Origin of the sequence: Gluconacetobacter tumulicola, assembly GCF_014174215.1 — a bacterium.
Classification (GTDB): Bacteria; Pseudomonadota; Alphaproteobacteria; order Acetobacterales; family Acetobacteraceae; genus Gluconacetobacter; species Gluconacetobacter tumulicola.
Window position 1 is genome coordinate 1 of sequence record NZ_JABEQL010000024.1, and the last position, 21813, is coordinate 21813.

The following is a 21813-nucleotide window of genomic DNA, read 5'->3' on the forward strand; positions in this document are numbered from 1 at the left end:
CTCCTGCCGCATCCTCACCTCCCAAACAACGTCAATAACGACGTCGTTAACGACGTGAACTTACCAATCACCCAATCCGATCATAAGGCGGCCATGAGCGGCCGGTTACGACATACCAGAGGGCCACCGGCCGCGCGTGCTGCATATCCAGGCACTGGTTCCGCTGAAAATTGATGGTACGCACACGATCATCGATGACTGGATCACGCAGGCCGGGGGGGGCGGAATGCGGCTGATATTCCAGGCAACATGCATCCGGTTTCGGTGGAACAGATTGCCGCTTGGGACCCTGACATCATCATTCTGGGCGGCGATGCGGGGGTGTTCGATCCTGCTGCAGTCCAATGGGCGGGGCTGCGTGCCGTGCGCGCGGGGCGGATCTATCGCAATCCGGCGGGCGTGTTTCCGTGGGACCGGTATGGGATCGAATATCCGCTCCAGCTTCTGTGGACGGCGCAGATACTGTATCCGGACCGCTTCGCGAGGGTCGACATGAAAGAGGAAACAATAAGGTTTTATAAGGATTTTTTCGAATATGATCTGTCTGCCTCCGATGCCGCGCGCATCCTGGCGGCCAAGGGGCCCGGTGGCGCGCCATGACTGCGTGGCGCGAGCGCGCGCTGTGGGCCGTGGCGCTGGGAGGCCTGCTGCTCCTGATGGTGGTGTCACTTGGGCTTGGCTGGTATCGGGTGCCGCTCGGGGATCTGGTGGGGGTGCTGGTGGGGCGTGACGGGGGGATGCCTGAGGGACGACGTGCCCTGCTGCATTCCATTGTGCTGGGCACGCGCCTACCGCGCATTGCCGGTGCGGTGGTTGTAGGGGGGGCGCTGTCGGTTTCGGGGGCTGGCTTCCAGGCCGTGTTCCGCAATCCGCTGGTGTCGCCCGGATTACTGGGGGTGTTGGCCGGTGCCGGGTTCGGTGCCGCGCTGGGGATCGTGGCCGGGGCGTCGCCTATGGGCATGCATCTTCTGTCCTTTGCGGGCGGGGCAGTTGCGGTGGCAGTGGCGGTCGGTGTGGCGCGGCTGTTCGATGCGGCGTCGATGCTGATGCTGGTCTTCAGTGGGCTGGTCAGCACCGCCCTGTTCACCGCGCTGCTGTCGCTATTGAAATATGTGGCCGATCCCGATCGGCAATTGCCCGATATCGTCTTCTGGCTGCTGGGCAGCCTGACGCAGGTGACGGGGGGCGATCTGGGCATGATGGTGGCCCCGGTGGCAATCGGGATTGTGGCGCTGACGCTTTGTGGGCGCATGTTGGATGCGCTGGCGATGGGCGATGACGAGGCGCGGACGCTGGGCGTGCCGGTTGGCGTGCTGCGTTATGGGGTGATTGCGGTCGCGACCGTGCTGTCGGCGGTGACGGTTTCCGTGGCGGGGATGATCGGCTGGATCGGGTTGATCGTGCCGCATGTCGCGCGGCTGCTGGCGGGGCCGTGCAATGCGCGGGTGCTGCCGCTGAGTGCCTGTCTGGGTGGGGCGTTCCTGCTGGTTTGCGACGATCTGGCGCGGTGCGTGTCGGTTGAGGAAATTCCTGTCGGGTTGATTGCGGATCTGCTGGGGGTTGTCATCTTTCTGGGCGTGTTGCGGCTGATCCGGCGCGGGTGGGCGGAATGACCGGGCTGGTGGTCGATTCCCTGTCGTTCGCGCGGGGCGGCAGGACGGTGCTGGACGGGGTGTCGTTCGGGATGCAGGCGGGCGAAATGGTCGCGCTGCTGGGGCCGAACGGGGCAGGCAAGACGACGCTGCTGCGGTTGGTGCTGCGGCTGTTGCGGCCCCGGTCGGGGCGGGTGCTGCTCGACGGGCGGGCGATCGCGGGCATGACGCGGCGCGTGCTGGCGACCCATCTGGCCTATGTGCCGCAGGGGCATGGGGTGGTCTTTCCCTATCGGGTGCGCGACGTGGTGGCGCTGGGGCGGCTGGCCGGAGGGGCGATGCTGGCGCCTGTCGTGCCGGCGGCCGATCGCGACGCCGCCGAGCAGGCGATGGCGCGGCTTGCGATCGGTCATCTGGCGGACCGGTCCTATGCCGCGCTGTCGGGGGGCGAGCGGCAGGCGGTCCTGATCGCGCGGGCGCTGGCCCAGGGAGCGCGGCTGCTGGTGCTGGACGAGCCGGAGACGGGGCTGGATTACGGCCAGCAACAGCGCCTGTCCGGCCTGCTGCGTGGGCTGGCCGGTGAAGGATATGGCATATTGGCCACGACGCATGACCCGCTGCGTGCCGCGCGGATTTTCAGCCGCGCGATTTTGATGCGCGAGGGCCGGCTCGTTGCTGACGGGCCGGCCGCCGAAATGCTGTCGGCGCAGGCGATTGCCGATCTTTACGGATTTATGGCCGTTTCGGCTCCGCCTGCATGACGAAGCGCAGTTCGCCGCCGTTGAGGATGTCCTGCTGTCGCAGGTGCAGCAGGTCCTGCGGCTTGCCGTTGAGGGTCACGGCCGCGACATAGGGATGGGCGGCATCCAGATGGTCGGCCACCATGGTGAAGGTCCGGCCATTGGGCAGGTGGATCGCGGCCCTGGGCACGAACGGGCGGCCGATCGTGTAGTCGTTGCTGCCGGGTGCGACGGGATAGAAGCCCAGCGCGGTGAACAGGTACCACGCCGATGTCTGCCCCAGATCGTCATTGCCGGCCAGCCCGTCGGGACGGCCGCTATATTGGCTGTCCATGATCTGTTTCAGGCGCTGCTGCGTCTTCCACGGGGCGCCGGCATAGTCGTAGAGATAGGCGATATGGTGGCTGGGTTCGTTGCCGTGGGCGTACCAGCCGATCAGGCCGCTGATATCCTCCACATTCTTGAACTGCGCGGGATCGACCCTGGTATCGAACAGGGTGTCGAGCCTGGCGATAAAGGGCGCATCGCCGCCCATCGCCTCGATCAGGCCGGGGACGTCCTGCGGCACGAACCATAGATATTGCCAGGCATTGCCCTCGGTATAATCGCTGCCATAGGCCGCGGCGGTGGGATCGAAGGGCGTGTGGAATTGGCCGGTGCTGAGGCGCGCGCGCATGAAGCCGGTTTGCGGGTCCCATTCATTGCGCCAGTTGCCGGCGCGTTTTTCGAATTGCTCCGCGATGCGTGTCCGGCCCATCGCGCGCGCCATCCGTGCCAGGGACCAGTCGTCATAGGCGTATTCCAGCGTCTTGGAGCCGGCCTCGGCTTCCTTGTCGATCGGGACATAGCCGAGCCTGATGTAATCCGTCAGGTCGCCATAGACGGGCGAGGTGGCGGAGGCGACCATCGCGTTCAGCGCCGCGTCCGCGTCAAAGCCGCGCACGCCCGCGAGATAGGCGTCCGCGATGATCGGCACGGCGTGATAGCCGGTCATGCACCATGTCTCCAGCCCCTGGTAGGACCAGACTGGCAGCACGCCCACCGGGCTGGCCTGCTGTGCCGCGATCAGCGACCGCACGAATTGCGTGCTCATGTCCGGGCGCAGGAGTGCCATCAGCGGCTGCTGGGCGCGATAGACATCCCATGTGGACCAGGTGGAGTAGAAGCCGAAGCCCTGCGCCTTGTGTATTTCCTGATCCGGGCCGCGATACTCGCCATTGGTATCCATGCTCAGGGTCGGGGCCAGCATCGCGTGATAGAGGGCGGTATAGAATTGCGTCCTCTGGTCCGGCGTGCCGGCGGCGTCGATCACCGACAGGGCCCGGTTCCACATGGCTGTGGCCTCGGCGCGGCGGGCATCGAAATCCCAGCCCGGGCCTTCCTTGTCGAGATTGGCGATGGCGTTCGTCTCGCTGACGGGGGAGATCGCGACCTTTACCCCCAGCGGGCCGTCCAGCATGCCGAAATCGAATACTGCCTGTACCGCGCGGCCGTTTTGTACATTCTGGTCCACCGGTGCGTTGCCGGGTCCGCGAAAGCCGCGATAGAGGACATTGGTTTCCCGGTTGTACAGCGTGCGTGCGGTCATCGGGCGGGAGAAGCGCATTGCGAAGCAGAGTGTGCGCCCTGGAGCCCAGCCGCGCGTGGTGCGGCAGCCTGTGACCGTGCCGTCCTCGCGCACCCGCAGGCGCGTCCAGAGTACCTTGCCCGGATAGTCGTAGATGCTGGGCCGCAGATCCAGCAGCACATGGGCGGGCTTGTCCGCGGGGAAGGTGTAGCGGTGCCAGCCTACGCGCAGCCCGGCCGTGAGTTCGGCGCGGACGGCGTAATCATCCAGCGTGACGGCGTAATAGCCGGGATGTTCGACCTCGGTTGCGTGACTGAAGCGCGATCGGTAGCCGCTTTGCGGTTTGGTGGGGTCGCCGGGTTCCATCCGGACATCGCCGGAGATGGGCATCAGCAGCACATCGCCGAGGTCGGAATGTCCGGCGCCGGAGAAATGCGTGTGCGAAAACCCCATGATGGTGGGGTCGTTGTACTGATAGCCGCCGGCCCAGTCATAGGCGTGGTGGAATTCCGGCATTGCGGTGTCGGGGGAGGGCTGGATCATGCCGAACGGCACCGTCGCCCCCGGAAATGTATGCCCCGGTCCGCCGGTGCCGATGCGCGGGTCCACCATGGCGGCCGGGCCCCCGGTCGTATCCATTGAGGCATGCGCGGGGCCGGGGGGTAGGGCGATTGCGAGCGCCAGTGTGGCGGACAGGCAGTACAGGGGTGGGCGACGCGTCATGAAGGGACCTTGGTTCCGGCGATGGTTCGTTCTGGCGGCGGAGTGTCGCACATCGTGCGGCGTTTCCTAGACCCCCAGCGTCCGGCGCTCGGTCTCGTCGATCCAGCCGAGATCGGACATGTCCTGCGTGATCCATTCGAAATCGGGTTGTGTGACGTCTTCCGCGATGAAGGTGACGGGTTCGGGCGTCGTCTTTTCGTCCAGGGTTGCGAGGGTCGCGCGGGAGGGCAGGGCGAGGCCGCCTTTCTCGGGTGGGCGGGCGAGGTCCTGGGCGATGGCGTGCCGGTTGTCCGGTGCCTGGCAGTAGGACACGGCGTCGCGCAGGGCGGCCTTGAGGGGGGCGGCGCTGTCGGCGATCGTGTCCGAAATGACCAGGAGTTTTTCGAGGTGGGACGGCATGACGGTGGATGAGCCGCCGACCAGGAAGCCGAGGCCGCGCAGGCAGGCCTCGGTGCCCCATGAGGGGCCGACGCAGCCGCCATCGATGGCGCGATCGGCCAATGCGGTGATCATGTCGGCGGGGGGCATGACGACGAGTTCGATCCCGCTGTCCATATCCACGCCGATCATCCCGAGGAAGCGGCGGAGGATGAGCAGGTGGGTGGAATACATATGGACCACTGCGAGGCGCGGACGGCGGCCCAGCGTGTGCCGCCACGCGTCGAAGGCCTGCCGCCCCGCCGCGCCGGGCGGCCAGGCCGTGTCGAGCGGGTTGGTGCCGCGCAGGACCAGCGTGTTGCCGCCGCGACTGAGCGTGCAGAGGGGACGCAGGGCGGCGGCATGGCCGCGCCGCCCGAGTGCGGTCATGATGGCAAGAGGCGGAAAGATGATGGCGGCGTCGAGCGTTTTCCAGGCCAGGCCGTCGGCGATGTTGGACCAGGAAGGGGAGACCACGACCTCCGGCGTGAGGCCGTATTGCGCGAACAGGCCGTGATTGCGGGCGATGATGACCGGTGCACTGTCGGTAAGGCGCAGCAGGCCGATACGCAGGGGGCGGGTCATGGTGCGTCAGCCCGGGCATGGGCCGCAACGTAATCGGCGGCGACGGCGGCGATGCGCTGGGAGGTCTGCATGGCGCGGCGGCGGAACCAGCGATAGGCCTGATCTTCGGTTGTGTTCTCGTTTTTCATGAAGAGTCTCTTCGCCTGGTCGATGATCTTCTGTTCCGCCAGCTTGCGCTGGGCTTCGGTGAGTTCGCCGCGGGTGCGCTGGAAGCGGGTGTAGAGGGCGATCGCGGCGCGCAGCAGGGGTTTGACGTCGTCGGGCGGGGCATCCAGGACATTGTAGGAACAGATGCCGATATCGAAGGCGGTTTCCATCAGTTCGACATCGTCCCGGTCGACGAACAGGGCCACGGGGCGTTCGAGCGCGGGCTGGGACAGGGCGCGGATACTGTCCAGCGCGTCGCGGTCGGCGCGGCCCATATCGACCAGCACGACGTCCGGCTGATATTGGCGCACGGCGTCGATCAGGGCGGTGCCGGCGGGGATGGAGAGCACACACAGCGATGGATCGGCCCGCAGATCGTCCGACAGGGCCCGGGCGCGGCGGGTGTTTTCGTCGGCGACGAGGACGGTCATCGGCGGGCGGGCCGGGCGGCCGGGGCCGTTGGTGGCGTCATCGATCGGCGTCATCAATACACATCGCGCAGATAGCGGTTCTCCCGCGTCAGTCCGGTCATGAAATCGGCGGCGTCCGAGGCCGACAGGCCGCCATGACGGGCGATGATCCTGTGCAGGGCGGCATCGACATCCCGTGCCATGCGGGCGGCGTCTCCACAGACATACACGAAGGCGCCCGCGCGCAGCCAGTCCCAGAGTTCGGCCCCGGCCTGTTCCATGCGGTCCTGCACATAGAGGCGCGCGGGCTGGTCGCGCGAGAAGGCGGTGTCGAGGCGGGTCAGGCAGCCTTCGGCGCGGAAGGCTTCGAGCTCCTGCCGGTAATAGAAGCCCTGTTCGGCGTGGCGTTCGCCGAAGAACAGCCAGTTGCGGCCGGTTGCCTTGCGGGCTGCGCGTTCCTGCAGGAAGGCGCGGAAGGGGGCGATGCCGGTGCCGGGACCGATCATGATGATCGGTGCCGCGTCATCGTGCGGCAGGTGGAAATGGGAGGTCGGCTGGATGAAGACCGGGACTTCCTCGCCGTCTGCCAGGGCGGCGAGCCAGTTGGAGCAGAGGCCGGGCCAGGGTTCGCGATTGACGCCCATGGTCAGTTCCACGACGCGGCCCGAGATGCGGGGTGACGACGCGATGGAATAGAGGCGGGGTTGCATGCGCCGGAACAGGGGCGGGATGTCCTGTGCCGTGACGCGCAGCGCCGCGTCGCGGAGCAGGTCGGGGAGGAAGCCGCCCTCCGTCCGGCCCAGGGCGGCGAGCAGGGCGGGGTTGGGGCGGGACAGGTCGAGATGGCGGCGCAGGGCCTCGCGCAGCCCGACCGGGCCGTGGCCGCGCAGGACGATGGGCGTGTGCTCGGGCAGGCGAAGCGCGGCGAGGGCGGTTTCGACATGGGCCGGTGGATTGCAGGGCCAGATGCCCAGCGCGTCGCCCGGTTGCCAGGTGAGGTCGGTGGCGCCGAGGTCGAGGCCGATGCGGCGGGTGTCCTTGTCCGATCCGGGGCCGCACAGGCTCTGGTTGAGGACCAGGCGGGCGATGGAAGGCGTGTCCCGGGTGCCGATGGCGGGCGCCGGTCGGGGGGCGGGTGGTTCGGCGGCCGTCTGCGGGCCGGCGTGGGGGGCGAGCGCGGTCAGCAGGGTGCCGCGCCAGGTCTCGACCGTGTCGTCGAAATCCGGTTCGCAATCCGTGCGGTCCAGCAGCATGGTGGCGCCGAGCGTACGCAGGCGGTCGTCCAGCGCGCGGCCGAAGCCGCAGAAGCTGGCATAGGAGGAATCGCCCAGGGCGAGGACGGCGCAGGTGAGGTCCGGCAATGGGGCCTGGCGCGCGCGCAGGGTGTTCCAGAACGGGGCGGCGCAGTCTGGCGGGTCGCCGTCGCCGAAGGTGGAGACGATGAAGATGGCCCGGCCGGGGCCCGGATCGGCGGATTCGCAGGTGTCGAGGCAGGCGAGGGTGACAGTGTGGCCGGCCTCGCGCAGCCAGGTGGCGATGGTGGCGGCCAGGGCCTCGGCGCGGCCGGTCTGCGAGGCCCACCAGACGCGGACGGCAGGGGCAGAGGGGGCCGGGACGGGGGCGGGCGTTTCCCGGCTGTAGAGGCCGGCCAGCAGGCCGCCGACATGAGCGCGGACCAGCGGGGCGAGCGGTGCGTGGGCAGGGATCAGCGGCACGGTGCCGGGTTCGGGCGGGGCGAGGCGCAGCGCTTCCAGAAAGCCGGACAGCCACGCTTTGGCGTCTTCATCGAGCGCAGGCGGTTCGGGTGTGGCCAGGCCGAGATGCCGGGCGATCTGTCCGGGGGGCATGTCGTTCTGTCCTTCGGGCTGGGGAGCGGACGCCGGGATGCGCTCCAGCGCGACGGCGCAGAGTTTGAAGCCGGGCTGGAGGGAGATGGGATCGACGGCATCGGAGGTGACGGTGTTGACGGTGATGTCGTCGCCGAACCGGTCGTTCCAGTGGAAGGGGGCGAAGCAGGTGCCGGGGCGGATGCCGGGCGTGATGCGGGCCGGCAGGGTAATGCTGCCCCGGCGGGAGGTGATGCGGACCGCGTCGCCCGGCGTGAGGCCCAGCGTGCTTGCGTCATCGGTGGCGATTTCGACGAAGGGGCCGGGATTGAGGCGGTTGAGGCTTTCGACGCGGCCGGTCTTGGTCAGGGTGTGCCACTGATGTTGCAGGCGGCCGCTGTTGAGCACGAAGGGAAAGGTTTCGTCCGGCCATTCTTCCGGTTGCATCCATGGGCGGGCGTGGAAGAGGGCGCGGCCGTCGGGGGTGGCGAAGACTGGTGGGCTGCCGGGCGTGGAGAGGTAGCGGATGGGGTGGCGGGGCGTGGTGTCGCCCTCGGGGGCGGGCCACTGGACGGGGCCGGTGCGCAGGCGGTCGTGGGTGATGCCGGCGATGTCGTAGCCGGTCTTGGGGTTGGTGAAGCGGGTGGCCTCGGCGAAGATTTCGGCGGCGGAATTGAAGGAGAAGCCGTCGGTGAAGCCCATGGCGCAGGCGACGCGGGCGATGATCTGCCAATCCGCCATGGCCTCGCCGGGTGGGATAACGGCCTTGCGGGCCAGGGTCAGGGTGCGGTCGGAATTGACCTGCACGCCGTCGGCCTCGGCCCATAGGGCGCCGGGGAGCAGGATGTCGGCGTAGCGCGTGGTTTCGCTGTCGGCGAAGGCGTCCTGCACGATCACGCATTCGGCGGCTTGCAGCGCGCGGATGACGTGGCGGCGGTTGGCGATTGTGGCGACGGGGTTGGTGCAGATGACCCAGCAGGCGCGGATGTCGCCGCGTTCCATGGCCTCGAACATCGCGATCGCGCCGTTTCCGCCGGCCTCGCGCACCGTGCCCGGGGGGAGGCCCCATTGCCGTTCGGTGAAGGCGCGGTCGGCGGCGACCAGGGCGCTCCGCTGGCCGGGCAGGCCGGGGCCCATATAGCCCATTTCGCGTCCGCCCATGGCGTTGGGCTGGCCGGTCAGCGAGAAGGGGCCGCAGCCGGGGCGGCAGATCGTGCCGGTGGCCAGGTGCAGGTTGCACAGGGCGTTGGTGTTCCAGGTGCCGGTCAGGCTCTGGTTGAGGCCCATGGTCCACAGGCTCATCCACGCGTCCGCCTCGGCGATCCAGCGTGCGGTGGTCAGGATGTCCGCGACCGGCAGGTCGGTGATGTCCGCCACGGTTTCGGGCGGGTATGCGGCCAGGAAATCGGGCATGCCGTCCCAGCCGGTGGTGGCCTGGGCGATGAAATCGCTGTCGATGGCGCCGTCGCGGACCAGGAGATGCAACAGGCCGTTGAGCAAAGCGAGGTCGGTGCCGGGGCGGATGGGGAGGTACAGATCGGCTTTTTCGGCCGTTGCGGTGCGGCGGGGGTCGACGACGATCAGCTTTGCGCCGGCCCGTTTGCGGTCCATCAGGCGCAGAAAGAGGATGGGGTGGCAATCGGCCATGTTGGCGCCGATGACGAAGAACAGGTTGGTGCTATCGAAATCTTCGTAGCTGCCGGGTGGGGCGTCGGCGCCGAGCGAGAGCTTGTAGCCGCTGCCGGCGGCGGCCATGCAGAGACGGGAATTGGATTCGATATGCTGGCTGCGGATATAGCCCTTCGCCAGCTTGTTGATGAGATATTGCGCTTCCAGCGACATCTGGCCGGAGACGTAGAAGGCGATGGCGTCGGGGCCGTGTGTGTCGAGGATGGTGCGGAGGCGCTGGGCGGTGGCGGTGATGGCTTGGGAGAGCGGGACGGGCGTGGGCTCGGTGCAGCGTTCCGTCCTGAGCGCGGCGTGGGCCAGGCGGTGGGGCGAGGACAGGGGCTGGTCGCAGGAACTGCCCTTGGTACACAGGCGGCCGGCATTCGACGGGTGCGCGGTGTCGCCGCGCACTTTCGCGATTGTGCCGTTTTCCACTTCGAGGATGATCCCGCAGCCGACCCCGCAATAGGGGCAGACCGAGCGGATCTCTTCCTTCGCCATGATGCGTCAGGCGGGGACGAGGTCTGGCGCCGCCGGGAGTTTCGCCCGGATCTGCACCTTGCCGTCCTGTAGGCGGGCGTCCCATGTCCGCAGGCGGATGGAGGGATCTTCCAGGCACGCGCCGTCTTCCAGCCGGAAATGCTGTTTGTAGAGCGGGGAGGCCACGATGCGCTGCCCCTTGAGGTCGCCCATCAGGCCGCGCCCGATGACATTGGCGTTGGAGAAGGGGTCGTGATTGTCGATGGCGTAGACATGGGCGGCTTCGCCGTCTGTTTCCGGCAGGTAGAACAGGGCGATCTGGCTGCCGTCATGCCATGCCACGACGCCGGAGCGGGGGACCAGGTCGGTCTGGGCGCAGAGGTCGGTCCAGTCCGTGGGGCCGGGCTGGATTGTGGCTTCCGGCAGGTTGTCGGCGGGACGGGTCTGGTCGCGTTCCGGCACGGTGCGGACGTTCGGGTCCGGGCGGGTGTCGTTGACGAAGGTGCGGAAGCGCTTGAGCTTGTCGTGGTCGTTCAGTGCGTCGCGCCATTCGCAATGATAATGGTCCACGACCGATTGCATCTGGCGTTCCAGTTCCGTGCAGATGCCCAATGAGTCATGGATGATGACGTCGCGCAGGTAATCCAGCCCGCCTTCGAGATTCTCGCGCCAGACGGAGGTGCGCTGGAGCCTGTCGGCCGTGCGGATATAGAACATCAGGAAACGGTCGATATAGCGGACCAGCGTTTCGGCATCGAGGTCGGTCGCGAACAGTTCGGCGTGCCGGGGGCGCATGCCGCCATTGCCGCAGACATAGAGGTTCCAGCCATTTTCGGTGGCGATGACACCGACATCCTTGCTCTGGGCCTCGGCGCATTCGCGCGTGCAGCCGGAGACCGCGAATTTCAGCTTGTGCGGTGAGCGCAGGCCCTTGTAGCGGTTTTCCAGATCCAGCGCCTTGCCGACACTGTCCTGCACGCCGTAGCGGCACCATGTGCTGCCGACGCAGGATTTGACGGTGCGGGTCGATTTTCCGTAGGCGTGGCCGGTCTCGAATCCCGCGTCGAGCAGTTCGTTCCAGATATCGGGCAATTGGTGAAGCTGGGCGCCGAACAGGTCGATGCGCTGTCCGCCGGTGATCTTGGTGTAGAGACCGTATCTTTTCGCGACCTGGCCCAGTACGATCAGCCTGTCCGGCGTGATTTCGCCGCCGGCGATGCGGGGTACCACCGAGTAGGTGCCGTTTTTCTGCATGTTGGCCATGAACGTGTCGTTCGTGTCCTGCAGGGGGATATAGAGCGGGTCGGTGATCGGCCTGTTCCATGCCGAGGCGAGGATGGAGCCGATGGCGGGCTTGCAGATGTCGCAGCCCAGGCCGCCATTGCCGTATTGCGCCATCAATTCTTCGAAGGTCTGGAGTCCGTGGACGCGGACCAGGGAATAAAGCTCCTGCCGCGTATAGGAGAAATGTTCGCACAGGCTGCGGTCGACGGTGATGCCGCGGGCTTCCAGCCCGGTTTCGAACACGCTTTTCAGCAGCGCCGTGCAGCCGCCGCAGCCGGTGCTGGCCTTGGTGTCGCATTTCAGGGCGGCGAGATCGGTGCAGCCTGCGTCGATGGAGGCGCGGATCGCGCCCTTGGTGACGTTGTGGCAGGAGCAGATGGTGGCCGTGTCGGGCAGGGAGTCGGCGCCCAGCAGCTCGGCGCCGTCGCCGCGCGGCAGGATCAGCGCGGCGGGGTCGGTGGGGGGGCTGATGGCGTTCTGTACGTATTGCAGGATCGTGTCGTAATAGGAATTGTCGCCGACCAGGACCGCGCCGATCACCCGCGCACCGTCGCCGGACAGGACCAGACGACGATAGGAGCCGTCGGCTTCGCCGATGAAGCGGTAGCTGCGGCTGCCTTGCGTGGTGCCGTGGGCGTCGCCGATGGAGCCGACATCGACGCCCAGCAGCTTGAGCTTGGTGGACATGTCCGCGCCGCCGAACGCGGCCTCTTCGCCCGCCAGATGGGCGGCGACGGTGCGGGCCATGGCGTAGCCCGGTGCGACCAGGCCGAAGATCTGCCCGTTCCATGCCGCGCATTCGCCGATGGCGAAGATGGCGGGATCGGAGGTGCGGCAGGAATCGTCGATGACGATGCCGCCGCGCGGGGCGATGGCGAGGTTGCAGTCGCGGGCCAGCCGGTCCTGCGGGCGGATGCCGGCGGAGAAGACGATCAGGTCGGTTTCCAGCACGCTGTGATCGGCAAAGACGAGGCGGTGGCGGCAGGTTTCGCCGGCCACGATCTCCTGCGTGGCGTGGTTGGTCAGAACCGTGATGCCGAGCGCCTCGATCCGCTGCTTCAGGGCCTGGCCGCCGGCATCGTCGAGCTGGACGGGCATGAGGCGCGGGGCGAATTCGACCACCGTGGTGGCCAGCCCCAGCCCGGCCAGTGCGTTGGCGGCTTCCAGCCCGAGCAGGCCGCCGCCGATGACGACGCCACGGGACGCGCCGTCGGCGGCGGCGCGGATCAGGTCCAGATCGTCCAGCGTGCGATAGACCAGCCCGGCAGTGCCGCTATTGCCGGGTACCGTCGGCACGAAGGGGGCGGAGCCGGTCGCGATGATGACTGTGTGGTAAGGCAGCGTGCCTTCGGCGCTTTCGACGATCTGCGCCGCGCGGTCGATGCTGGTGACGCGGACGCCGCGATGCAGGGTGAGGCCGTGGGCGGTGTGGAAATCCTCTTTATGCAGGGCGAGGGCGCTGGCGTCCTGGCCGGTCATGTAGGCGGTGAGGTGTACGCGGTCATAGGCGTCGTGCAGTTCCTCGCCGAAGACGTGGATGGCGTGGCGTTGGTGCAGGCCGTGCATGACCAGCTGTTCGGCGCAGTAATGGCCGACCATGCCGTTGCCGATGATGACGATGTTTCCGGTGCTGGTCATGGTCGTTTCTCGCTCGATATCGTTCGTCGGATCGTGGTCCGGGGCGGGATGCTGATGGATCTGTCGCGCGCCGCGTCAGATGGATGCGGGGATTTCTTCCATGCCGGCTGCCTGTGAGGGCGCCGCTGCTTTCCAGCGCCGGTGGCAGACCGACACGCAGAGGAGGGCGAGCAGCGCGATGCCGCCGAAGGCGAGGAAGCCGGGGCCGTAGGACCCCGTTGCCTGCCGCGCCGCGCCGAGTGACGAGGCGAGATAGAACCCGCCCACGCCGCCGCTCATGCCCACCAGCCCGGTCAGGATGCCGACCTGATGGGGGAAGCGTGTCGGCACGATCTGGAACACGGCGCCATTGCCCAGCCCCAGCACGAGCATGCCGGCGAAGAAGGCCGGAAAGGCCAGCCAGATGGTGGGCAGGCCGCAGCCGATCAGGGCGAAGATCGCGGCGGCGAGGCCGTAGAGGACGCAGAGCGCGCGGTCGCCGCCGACGCGATCGGCCAGGGCGCCCCCCAGCGGGCGGATGAAGGAGCCCGCGAATACCACCAGCGCGGTGCAACTGCCCGCCACGGCGGGTGACAGGCCGTACTGATCGTTGAAATAGATGGTGAGGAAGGAGGCGAGGCCGACGAAGCCGCCGAAGGTGACGCCGTAGAAGAACATCAGCGCCCAGCAATCGGGTTTTTTCAGTACCGGCAACCAGGCGACGAAGCCGGCACTGGGGCGGCGAGGGGGCTCCTTGGCCAGGAACAGGAAGGCGGCAAGCACGGCGGCCAGCGGGAGCGTGGCCAGGCCCAGCACGTTCACCCAGCCATAGAGCACCGCCAGGCCGGGGGCGAACAGGGCGGCGAGCGCGGTGCCGGAATTGCCGGCGCCGGCAATGCCCAGTGCCGTGCCCTGATAGTGCGGCGGATACCATCCGGAGGCGAGGGGAAGGGCGACGGCGAAGGAGGCCCCGGCGACGCCCAGGATCAGGGCGACGGGGAACAGGCCGAGATAGGTATGGGGGGCGATGAGCCAGGTCGCGCCCAGGCCGGCGATGACCAGAAGTTGCAGGGAGATGGCGACGCGGCGGGGGCCGAAATGGTCGACCAGCGCGCCGGCGGCGACGCGGAACAGCGCCCCGGCCAGCACCGGTATGGCGACCAGGAAGCCCTTCTGCCCGGCATTGAGATGCAGGTCGCGCGAGATCGCGATCCCCAATGGGCCGAGCAGCACCCAGACCATGAAGGAAACGTCGAAATAGAGAAATGCGGCAAGCAGCGTGCGCGGATTGCCGGCTTTGAAAAATCCCTTGTCCACGGTGCAGCATCCAGCGCCCACCCTGCATCGGGGGGCGCGCCCTCGGCGGGCATGAAAGCCGTCTTTGACTTCCCGGTGTCTCGTCGTGTCGCTTCGACCGCTCCCGGCCTATCCGCCGCCGTTGGCGGAAACCGATATGGAGTGGGATCTGTCACTCATTGTGCGGCAAGAATGATATGGAGTCAAAATAATATTCCGCCGGAAAGTTCTGCGCCGGATCGCCACCAGCCCACATTGCCAGGCAGGTTCTAGAGGCTCAGCAGGAAGGCGGTGTGCCATTTCGTGTCGGGCCGTGCCGGCTCCAGTGTGAGCGAGCCGCCGTGGGCCAGGGCGATCTGGCGGGCGAGGCTGAGGCCGATGCCGTTGCCGTTGGGTTTCAGCGAGAAGAACGGGCGGAAGATGGCGTCGCGATAGGCGTCTTCGATGCCGCTGCCATTGTCGCGGACGGCGATGACCATGCCGGTCGATGTGGCATGGCCCTGGAGCCAGACGGTGGGGCCGGCGGCATCGCTGGTGGCGAGGGCGGCTTCCGCCGCGTTGTTGAGCAGGTTCAGCAGCGCCTGTTCCATCTGCGCCGCGTCGAGGCGGACGATGACGCGCCTGGAGGGGACGCTCGTCTCCAGATGCACGCGGCCGTTCCAGCGGGCGTGGAACAGCGCGCCGAGCGCGCGCAGCAGGTCGTGCAGGTCGGTCGGGCGCAGGTCGGGGGGCGGCAGGCGGGCCAGGTCGCGATAGCCCTGCACGAAGCGGTCCAGCCCGCGCGTGCGGCGCAGGATGGTGGCCAATGCCTCGCGGATCATGTCCGCCGCCGGCGGGTCCATGGGGTGGTCCGCGACCTCGTGGGCCGTTTCGGCCAGGGAGATGATCGGGGTCAGCGAATTCATGATCTCGTGGCCGAGGATCTGGAGCAGGTCGCGCAGGGTGCGCGCGTCGGCGGCGTTCAGTTCCGCCTCGATATCGGTCAGGGCCAGGAAATGCGTCACCCCGCCCGCGCCGCCGCCCTGCGCGATGGCGAGCGCGAAGGTGCGGGGCGGGGCGTCCGGCATGGTGGGGATGCGCACGATGCGGCGTTCGGGCGTGGGCGTGCCCAGCAGGGATGCCGTGTCGGCGGGCAGGCGGTCCTCGGTGGCGAACAGGCGGCGGGCGGCGCGGTTGGCGGCGTGGAAGGCGCCGTCGCCCGTGCGGTAGAGCAGGGGGATGGGCGCATGGTCCAGCAGGGCCCGGTTGCGCAGCCGCTCGCGGTCCGATGGCCGGACGATGGAGGTTTCCACCCGCACCGGGCGGCGCGACAGGCCGGCCAGCGTGGCCAGGTGGACGGCCGCCGTGCCCAGGGCCGCCAGCGCCAGCAATGCGGTGGTGGCATACAGGCCGGCCGCCAGCGCGCGCGGTGCCAGCAGGCAGGCGCCCGCGACCATGAGGATGCAGACCACGAAACTGCGGATGGCGCGCATCTACAGGCCGTAGCGCGCCATGCGGCGATACAGGGCGGGGCGGGTTAGTCCCAGGTCGCGCGCCGCATGCGAGACGTTGAAGCCGTGCCGGCGCAGCGCGGCCTCGATCAGGGCCTGTTCCGACTGCGCCAGGGTGGGGTTGTCGTGGGCGCGTTCGCCGTCGGTGGACACGGGGGACGTCGCATCGCCCAGCACCACCATCCGCTCCATGGCCGCGCGCAGTTCGCGGACATTCTGCGGCCAGGGGCGCAGGCGGAGGGCATCGATGGACGCCGCATCCAGTGCGGGTTCGGCGAGGCTGTGGCGGATGGCGAAATAATGCAGGAAATGGGCGGCGAGTGCCGGAATATCGTCCGGGCGCTCCGCGAGGGGCGGCAGCGCGATGCGGACGGCCTCGATCGGCAGCCACAGGCGCGGGGACAGGCGGGCGGCGAGTTCCTCCGGCCCCAGGGCGGACAGGGCCAGGACACGGGGTGGGGCGGTGCCGTCCAGCCGGTCGGCCAGGGCGCGCTGGAGCGGGGACGCCAGTGCCTCGATACCGCGCAGGACCCAGGTGCCGTGTCCGGGCGGCAGGGCGGACAGGCCATCCGCGTCGAGCAGGAGCGGTGGTTGCGCATCGCCCGATCGCGCATGGATGCGGCGGGCCAGCAGGGTCTTGCCGCTGCCGGGCGGGCCGGAGAGCAGCATGTGTGCCCGGGTGGGGGCGATGCGGTCGGCCAGGGCGATGGGCGCGCGCATCTGCTGTGACACCGCGATCAGGACCGGTTCGTCCGTTTCGGCCTGCGGTGCTTCGGGGCGGGCTTCGCGCCGCTGGCGGTCCAGCGTGTCGTGCAGCAGGGTGACCAGCCGTTCGTTATGCCATGGCTTCATGACGAAATCGGTGGCGCCCTCGCGCATGGCGGCGACGGCGATGGCAACCCCGCTATGGCCTGTCACCACGATGACCGGCAAAGCGGGGCGCAGCGCGTGCAGGTCGCGCAGCAGGGCCAGCCCTTCCGCCCCGGTGGTGGCGCCGGGGGCGTAGTTCAGGTCCAGCAGCACCAGGTCGATCGGGTCGGCGGCGACGCGGGTGAGGGCCTCTGCCGCGTTGTGTGCCGCGAGTACGCGAAAACCGCGCCGCGTCAGCAGCAGGCGGGCGGCGGACTGGATGTCGGCATCGTCGTCGACGAACAGGACCGATGGCTGGCTGGCCGGGTCCGTCATGGTGTGGTCGCTCCCGATTCGTTTCGCGGTCGTCCGGATACCGTCTTGACATGTCCAGGGGACTGTCCGGTTTCGGACAGTTTGTCCGCTGGCGGACAGGGTGAGGCGGTGATGCGGAAAACATCGTTTTCTTACAATGGGATAAAAATCCGTTCGGGTACCATACACTGTTTGCGAACGAGGGAAACAGAGCATGGACCGACCGATTTCATCCCCCGACGCCGTGCCGTCGCCAACACGTCCGATGCCGGGTGGCGGGATGGATCGGGCGGTGCGCCGTCCGCGCCATCATGTGCTGATGCGGCGTGCGATGCGCTGGGGTGCTGCGGCGGCCGTGGTGGTGGCTGGTGTGGTCGTGTGGCGGATGGTCCCGGCATCGGGCACGCTCTCGGTCCGCAATGACCAGTTGACGATCGAGACAGTCCGCTCGGCGCCGTTTCTGGATTATCTGCCGGTCCGGGCCAGCGTGGCGCCGCTGCATGTGACCTATGTCGGCGCGGTGCAGGGCGGCGAGGTATCGGAGGTCGTGGCGCGGGACGGTGCCCTGGTGGCCAAGGGCGATATTCTCGCGCGGCTGACCAATCCGCAGCTTCAACTGGATGTCACGTCGCGCGAGGCGCAGATTGCCAGCCAGTTGGGTGCGGTCAGCGCGCAGCGTCTGGCGTTGCAGCAGACGCGGACCGGCGAGGAAAGCCAGCTTGGCGAGGCGCGCTACAATCTGCTGAAGGCGCGGCGGGAGCTGGAGATTCACGAACAGCTCCACGGGCAGGGGTTCGAGTCCGACGCCAATCTGCAAAGCTATCGCGACGAGGCGGACTATGACGCGAACCGCGTGGCCCGGCTGGATGCGGCGCGGGCGCAGGACCTGGCGGTGGCGGCGCGGCAGAGCGACGAAATCGACCGTGAGGCGCAGCGGCTGCGCAGCAATCTGGAAGTGGTGGAGGACAGTCTGAACGCGCTGGTGCTGCGCGCGCCGGTGGCGGGGCGGCTGACGAATTTCGACCTTCAGCCGGGGCAGTCGCTGAAGGCGGGCGACCGGATCGGGCAGATCGACAGCGAGGGCCAGTATCGCCTGGATGCCGATATCGACGAATTCTATCTCGGCCGGGTCTCGGTCGGGCAGCGGGCGGATGCCGAAATGGGGGATGCGAAGGTCGCGATGACGGTGGCGCGCGTGCATCCGCAGGTGACCAACGGGCAGTTCCGCGCCGAACTGACCTTTGACGGGGCGATGCCCGCCGGCCTGCGCCGGGGCGAGAGCGTGGATGTACGGATCACGCTGGGCGAGACGCATCTGGCGCTGGTGCTGCCCAACGGCGCGTGGCTGGAAGCCGGCGGCGGATCGGCGGCCTTTGTCATGACGCCGGACGGGCATGGAGCCGACCGGGCGGCGATTACGTCCGGGCGGCGCAATCCGGAACAGGTGGAAATCACGGGCGGGCTGCACGCGGGGGATCGCGTGGTCGTCTCATCCTATAATTCCTACAAGAATTTCAATCATCTCTCGATTCACTGAACCACGGCCACTGAACGGACGGAATGCAACGAACATGCTGATCGACCTTTCTCACATCCAGCGCCTCTATCGCTCCGACGAGGTCGAGACGACGGCGCTGCTCGATATTCACCTTGGCATCGAGGCGGGTGAATTCGTTGCCATCATGGGCCCTTCGGGCTGTGGCAAGTCCACGCTGCTGAACATCCTCGGCACCATCGACCGGCCGACAGGGGGCTCCTACCAGTTCGGCGGGCAGGAGCTGACCGAGCTGGGCGAGGCGGCGCTGGCGGCGTTTCGCCGGGAAAATCTGGGTTATGTCTTCCAGAGTTTCAATCTGATCGACGAGCTGACGATCGAGGAGAATATCGAACTGGCGCTGATCTATCGCCGGATGCCGAAGGCCGAACGGCGGCGCCGGGTGGCCCACGCCATGGACCATGTGGGGATTGCCCACCGGGCGCGCCATTATCCGTCGCAGCTTTCGGGCGGGCAGCAGCAGCGTGCGGCGATTGCCCGCGCCATCGTGGGCGAGCCGCGCCTGATCCTGGCGGATGAGCCGACCGGTAACCTCGATACCGAAAACGGCGCGCAGGTGATGGATATTCTCCAGCGCCTGAACGACGAGGGGGCGACCATCGTGATGGTGACCCATTCGCCCAGCCATGCCGACCTGGCGAAGCGCCGGGTGGACATGCTGGATGGGCAGGTCGTGATCTCGGTCCGTAATGCGATCTGAGAGTTCTCGGGCAGGCTTCAGGGAATTTCGGTGATGCTGACGACCATCCTGCGTGGTGCCCTGCGGCAGGCGCGGCGGCATCCGGTCTATGTCGGGCTCGATCTTCTGGGTCTGGCGTTGGGGATCGGCGTGTTTCTGAGCCTGGCGTTGCTGGTGCGGTATGAATACAGCTTCAATGTCGGCCTGCCGGGTGCCGAGCGGCTGGTGCGGGTGGATGAGCACTGGACCCTGCCGGGCGTTGCGCCGGTCGAGGATGGGGAGGCTACCTATCGTGCCATACCGTTCCTGCGCCAGGATTTTCCGGAAATCGAGGAGACGGCGCCGCTGATGCCGTCGACGTTTCGTACCGAGCGGGACGGGATGTTTACGAAATTCGACGGCTATGAAAGCGACTCGTCATTCTTCCGCGTGTTTCGGACCGGCCTGTCGCGCGGGGTGACGGAGGAGGCCCTGTCGCGGCCGGATGGGCTGGTACTGTCTGAGAAGGCCGCGATGAAGGCGTTCGGCACGCTCGACGTTCTGGGACGGCGCATTGAACTCAACCGGTCGGGGGTACGGTCGGTCCATGTCGTTACCGGAATTATGACGCCGGTGCGCGGGCCGAATGTGCTGGAGGGGGTCGAGATGATCGCCCCCGTTCCGGCCGAGGAAATGCGGACGCGGTCATGCTTCCTGCAATGGGGTTCGTCCTGCGGAGCGCTCTTCCTGCGCCTGAGGAAGGCGGAGGATATTGGTGCCATTCGTGCGCGGTTGCGGGATTTCGTTATCCGCCATGCGTCGGGCGCTGACAATGACCATGTCACCATCGGCCGGCATCCAGAAAAAATCTATGAATTGCTGCTGGTGCCGTTGCTCCAAACGCATTTCCATGATGCGGGCGTCGAGGACACAGATGACGGTGTGGACCGCAATGTGGTCAATGCGATCGGGCTGATCGGGTTCCTTGCCCTGGTGCTGGCCTGCGCCAATACGATCAACCTGGCCACGGCGCGCGCCGGGCTGCGGGCGCGGGAGGTGGCGGTGCGCAAGACGCTTGGCGCTACGCGGCGTCTGCTGTTCGCCCAGTTCATGGGTGAGGCGTTGTTCGTCACCTCCGTTGCCGGGATCGTCGGCCTAGTGTTGTGCGAGATCCTCACACCCGAGATCGCGAGCCTGACGGGCGAGGCCGTGACCGTTTCATACGGGTTTGTACTGACTGCCCTGCCGGTCGTGATCGTGCTGTCAGGTCTTGCCAGCGGGTTTTATCCGGCAACGGTGCTTTCCGGTTATCGCCCGGCGGCCGTGCTGGCGGCGGCGCGCATGCCCTCGGGTGGGCGAGGGGCGGCGCGGCTGCGTAATATCCTGGTCGCGGGGCAGTTTGCCATCGCGGTGGCCATCGTGATCTGCACGCTGGTGATTGACCGGCAGACCGCATTCATGCGCGATGCGGATAGGGGGTATGTCAAATCCGGCCTGCTGATCGGTCAGCCGCTGCGCGGCGACGATCCCGCGCTGGAACGCAGGATGCTGGATGCGCTGCGGTCGGTGCCCGGCGTGGTGGCGGTAGGGTTCGGGGAACTGGAGCCGGCGCCGAATGCCACGTCCCGCTCGGACTATAAATATGCGGGGCCGAACGGGCCGGTCGAAATCCAGATGATGTTCGACCGGGTCGGGCCAGGCTATTTCGAGACCTATCGCCCACGCCTGCTGGCGGGCCGCTGGTTCGACCCCGCCCGTGGCCAGGATGAGGGACCGGATGCCGGTAATCTGCGGAACCTCAGCGGCGATTTCAATATCGTGGTTAATGCCAAGGCGACGGTAGCTCTGGGTTTCGCCACGCCCGGACAGGCGATCGGCCAGATGCTGACGGATGGTGGGATGAGGGCGCGGATTGTCGGCGTGATAGAAGACATGCGCTTCCTCTCGCCACGCGACCAGGTCTTGCCGGAGATCATCTTCTTCGACACGCTGGCCCGGGTACCGTTCGTCGACCCCATTCCGGCCGTCCGCTTCCAGGGCGTGACGCGCGCGGTGATGGCTCAGCGGCTGGACCGGGCCTGGGCTTTGGTCCGGCCGGAGCTTGCCAGCTCTTTCCAGCCGGCTGACGAGCGGATGGCGGATTATTTCACGGGCGATGAACGGCGGGGCCATATCTTTACCGTCGGTGCGGTGGTGGCGCTGCTGATCGCCTGCATGGGGCTGTACAGCCTGGCGGCCTTTTCGGCGATTCGGCGGGTACATGAGATCGGCATTCGCAAGACGCTGGGGGCTTCCGGCGGGCAGATCGCCATTCTGCTGCTGCGCGATTTCCTGCGGCCGGTGGCGCTGGCCTGCGTGCTGGCCTGCCCGGTGGCGTGGGTCGTGATGCGGTCCTGGCTTTCGGGTTTCGACCAGCGCGTGCCACTCAGCCCCCTGCATTTCCTGATTGCCGTCGCGGGGGCGTTCCTGATCGCGACGCTGACGGTGCTGGGACAGACATTCCGTGTCGCGCGCGCCGAACCCGCGCGGGCGCTGCGGGCGCAGTAACGGACATGACGGCATCTGTTTTCATCTTGGCTCTGCTTCCCGCCGTG

Annotated in this window: 14 protein-coding genes; 6 read left to right on the top strand and 8 right to left on the bottom strand. The window is 67.6% G+C overall.

The window, feature by feature from the left end; translation table 11 throughout:
- Positions 1-249: 249 nt before the first annotated feature.
- From HLH29_RS14910 to HLH29_RS14920, 3 genes are read left to right on the top strand one after another with little or no spacing between them, the layout of a single operon-like run.
- Positions 250-600 (top strand): TroA family protein, encoded by a 351-nt coding sequence (locus tag HLH29_RS14910; RefSeq protein ID WP_182968173.1) that lies wholly within the window; start codon positions 250-252, stop codon positions 598-600.
- Positions 597-1613, top strand: a complete 1017-nt coding sequence (locus HLH29_RS14915) for a FecCD family ABC transporter permease (RefSeq protein WP_246374282.1) — start codon at positions 597-599, stop codon at positions 1611-1613. The genes HLH29_RS14910 and HLH29_RS14915 overlap by 4 nt, the downstream gene beginning before the upstream one ends.
- Positions 1610-2353, top strand: a complete 744-nt coding sequence (locus tag HLH29_RS14920) for an ABC transporter ATP-binding protein (RefSeq protein WP_182968174.1) — start codon at positions 1610-1612, stop codon at positions 2351-2353. Before HLH29_RS14915 ends, HLH29_RS14920 begins: the two co-directional genes overlap by 4 nt.
- On the opposite strand, the gene HLH29_RS14925 is transcribed toward HLH29_RS14920, so the two are convergent.
- The 8 genes from HLH29_RS14925 to HLH29_RS14960 form a co-directional block, all read right to left on the bottom strand.
- On the bottom strand, positions 2325-4622 hold the full coding sequence (locus tag HLH29_RS14925) for a GH92 family glycosyl hydrolase (protein WP_182968175.1): 2298 nt from the start codon (positions 4620-4622) through the stop codon (positions 2325-2327). The two genes, HLH29_RS14920 and HLH29_RS14925, sit on opposite strands and share 29 nt — an antisense overlap.
- Positions 4623-4688: 66 nt before the next feature.
- Positions 4689-5624, bottom strand: coding sequence for an ABC transporter substrate-binding protein (locus HLH29_RS14930; protein ID WP_182968176.1), 936 nt, complete (start codon positions 5622-5624; stop codon positions 4689-4691).
- On the bottom strand, positions 5621-6256 hold the full coding sequence (locus HLH29_RS14935) for an ANTAR domain-containing response regulator (RefSeq protein ID WP_246374283.1): 636 nt from the start codon (positions 6254-6256) through the stop codon (positions 5621-5623). Before HLH29_RS14935 ends, HLH29_RS14930 begins: the two co-directional genes overlap by 4 nt.
- The gene (locus HLH29_RS14940; RefSeq protein ID WP_182968177.1) at positions 6256-10176 is read right to left on the bottom strand and encodes a bifunctional nitrate reductase/sulfite reductase flavoprotein subunit alpha; all 3921 of its coding nucleotides are present in this window, start codon (positions 10174-10176) and stop codon (positions 6256-6258) included. The genes HLH29_RS14935 and HLH29_RS14940 overlap by 1 nt, the downstream gene beginning before the upstream one ends.
- A gap of 6 nt (positions 10177-10182) precedes the next feature.
- On the bottom strand, positions 10183-13077 hold the full coding sequence (gene nirB / locus HLH29_RS14945) for a nitrite reductase large subunit NirB (RefSeq protein ID WP_182968178.1): 2895 nt from the start codon (positions 13075-13077) through the stop codon (positions 10183-10185).
- A 75-nt stretch (positions 13078-13152) separates the two neighbouring features.
- Positions 13153-14373: an MFS transporter gene (locus tag HLH29_RS14950; RefSeq protein WP_182968179.1), complete on the bottom strand. Its 1221-nt coding sequence runs from the start codon at positions 14371-14373 to the stop codon at positions 13153-13155.
- Between the two features lie 248 nt (positions 14374-14621).
- Positions 14622-15824: a sensor histidine kinase gene (locus HLH29_RS14955; protein ID WP_246374284.1), complete on the bottom strand. Its 1203-nt coding sequence runs from the start codon at positions 15822-15824 to the stop codon at positions 14622-14624.
- Entirely contained in the window at positions 15825-17027 is a 1203-nt protein-coding gene (locus HLH29_RS14960; protein WP_182968180.1) for a sigma-54-dependent transcriptional regulator, read from the bottom strand.
- A gap of 193 nt (positions 17028-17220) precedes the next feature.
- Here HLH29_RS14960 and HLH29_RS14965 point away from each other — a divergent pair, with 193 nt between their 5' ends.
- From HLH29_RS14965 to HLH29_RS14975, 3 genes are read left to right on the top strand one after another with little or no spacing between them, the layout of a single operon-like run.
- A complete protein-coding gene (locus tag HLH29_RS14965; protein WP_246374285.1) occupies positions 17221-18543 on the top strand; it encodes an efflux RND transporter periplasmic adaptor subunit in 1323 nt (440 codons plus the stop codon).
- 34 nt (positions 18544-18577) lie between these two features.
- On the top strand, positions 18578-19261 hold the full coding sequence (locus HLH29_RS14970; protein ID WP_182968181.1) for an ABC transporter ATP-binding protein: 684 nt from the start codon (positions 18578-18580) through the stop codon (positions 19259-19261).
- A 33-nt stretch (positions 19262-19294) separates the two neighbouring features.
- Positions 19295-21766, top strand: a complete 2472-nt coding sequence (locus HLH29_RS14975; RefSeq protein WP_182968182.1) for an ABC transporter permease — start codon at positions 19295-19297, stop codon at positions 21764-21766.
- Positions 21767-21813 lie beyond the last annotated feature (47 nt).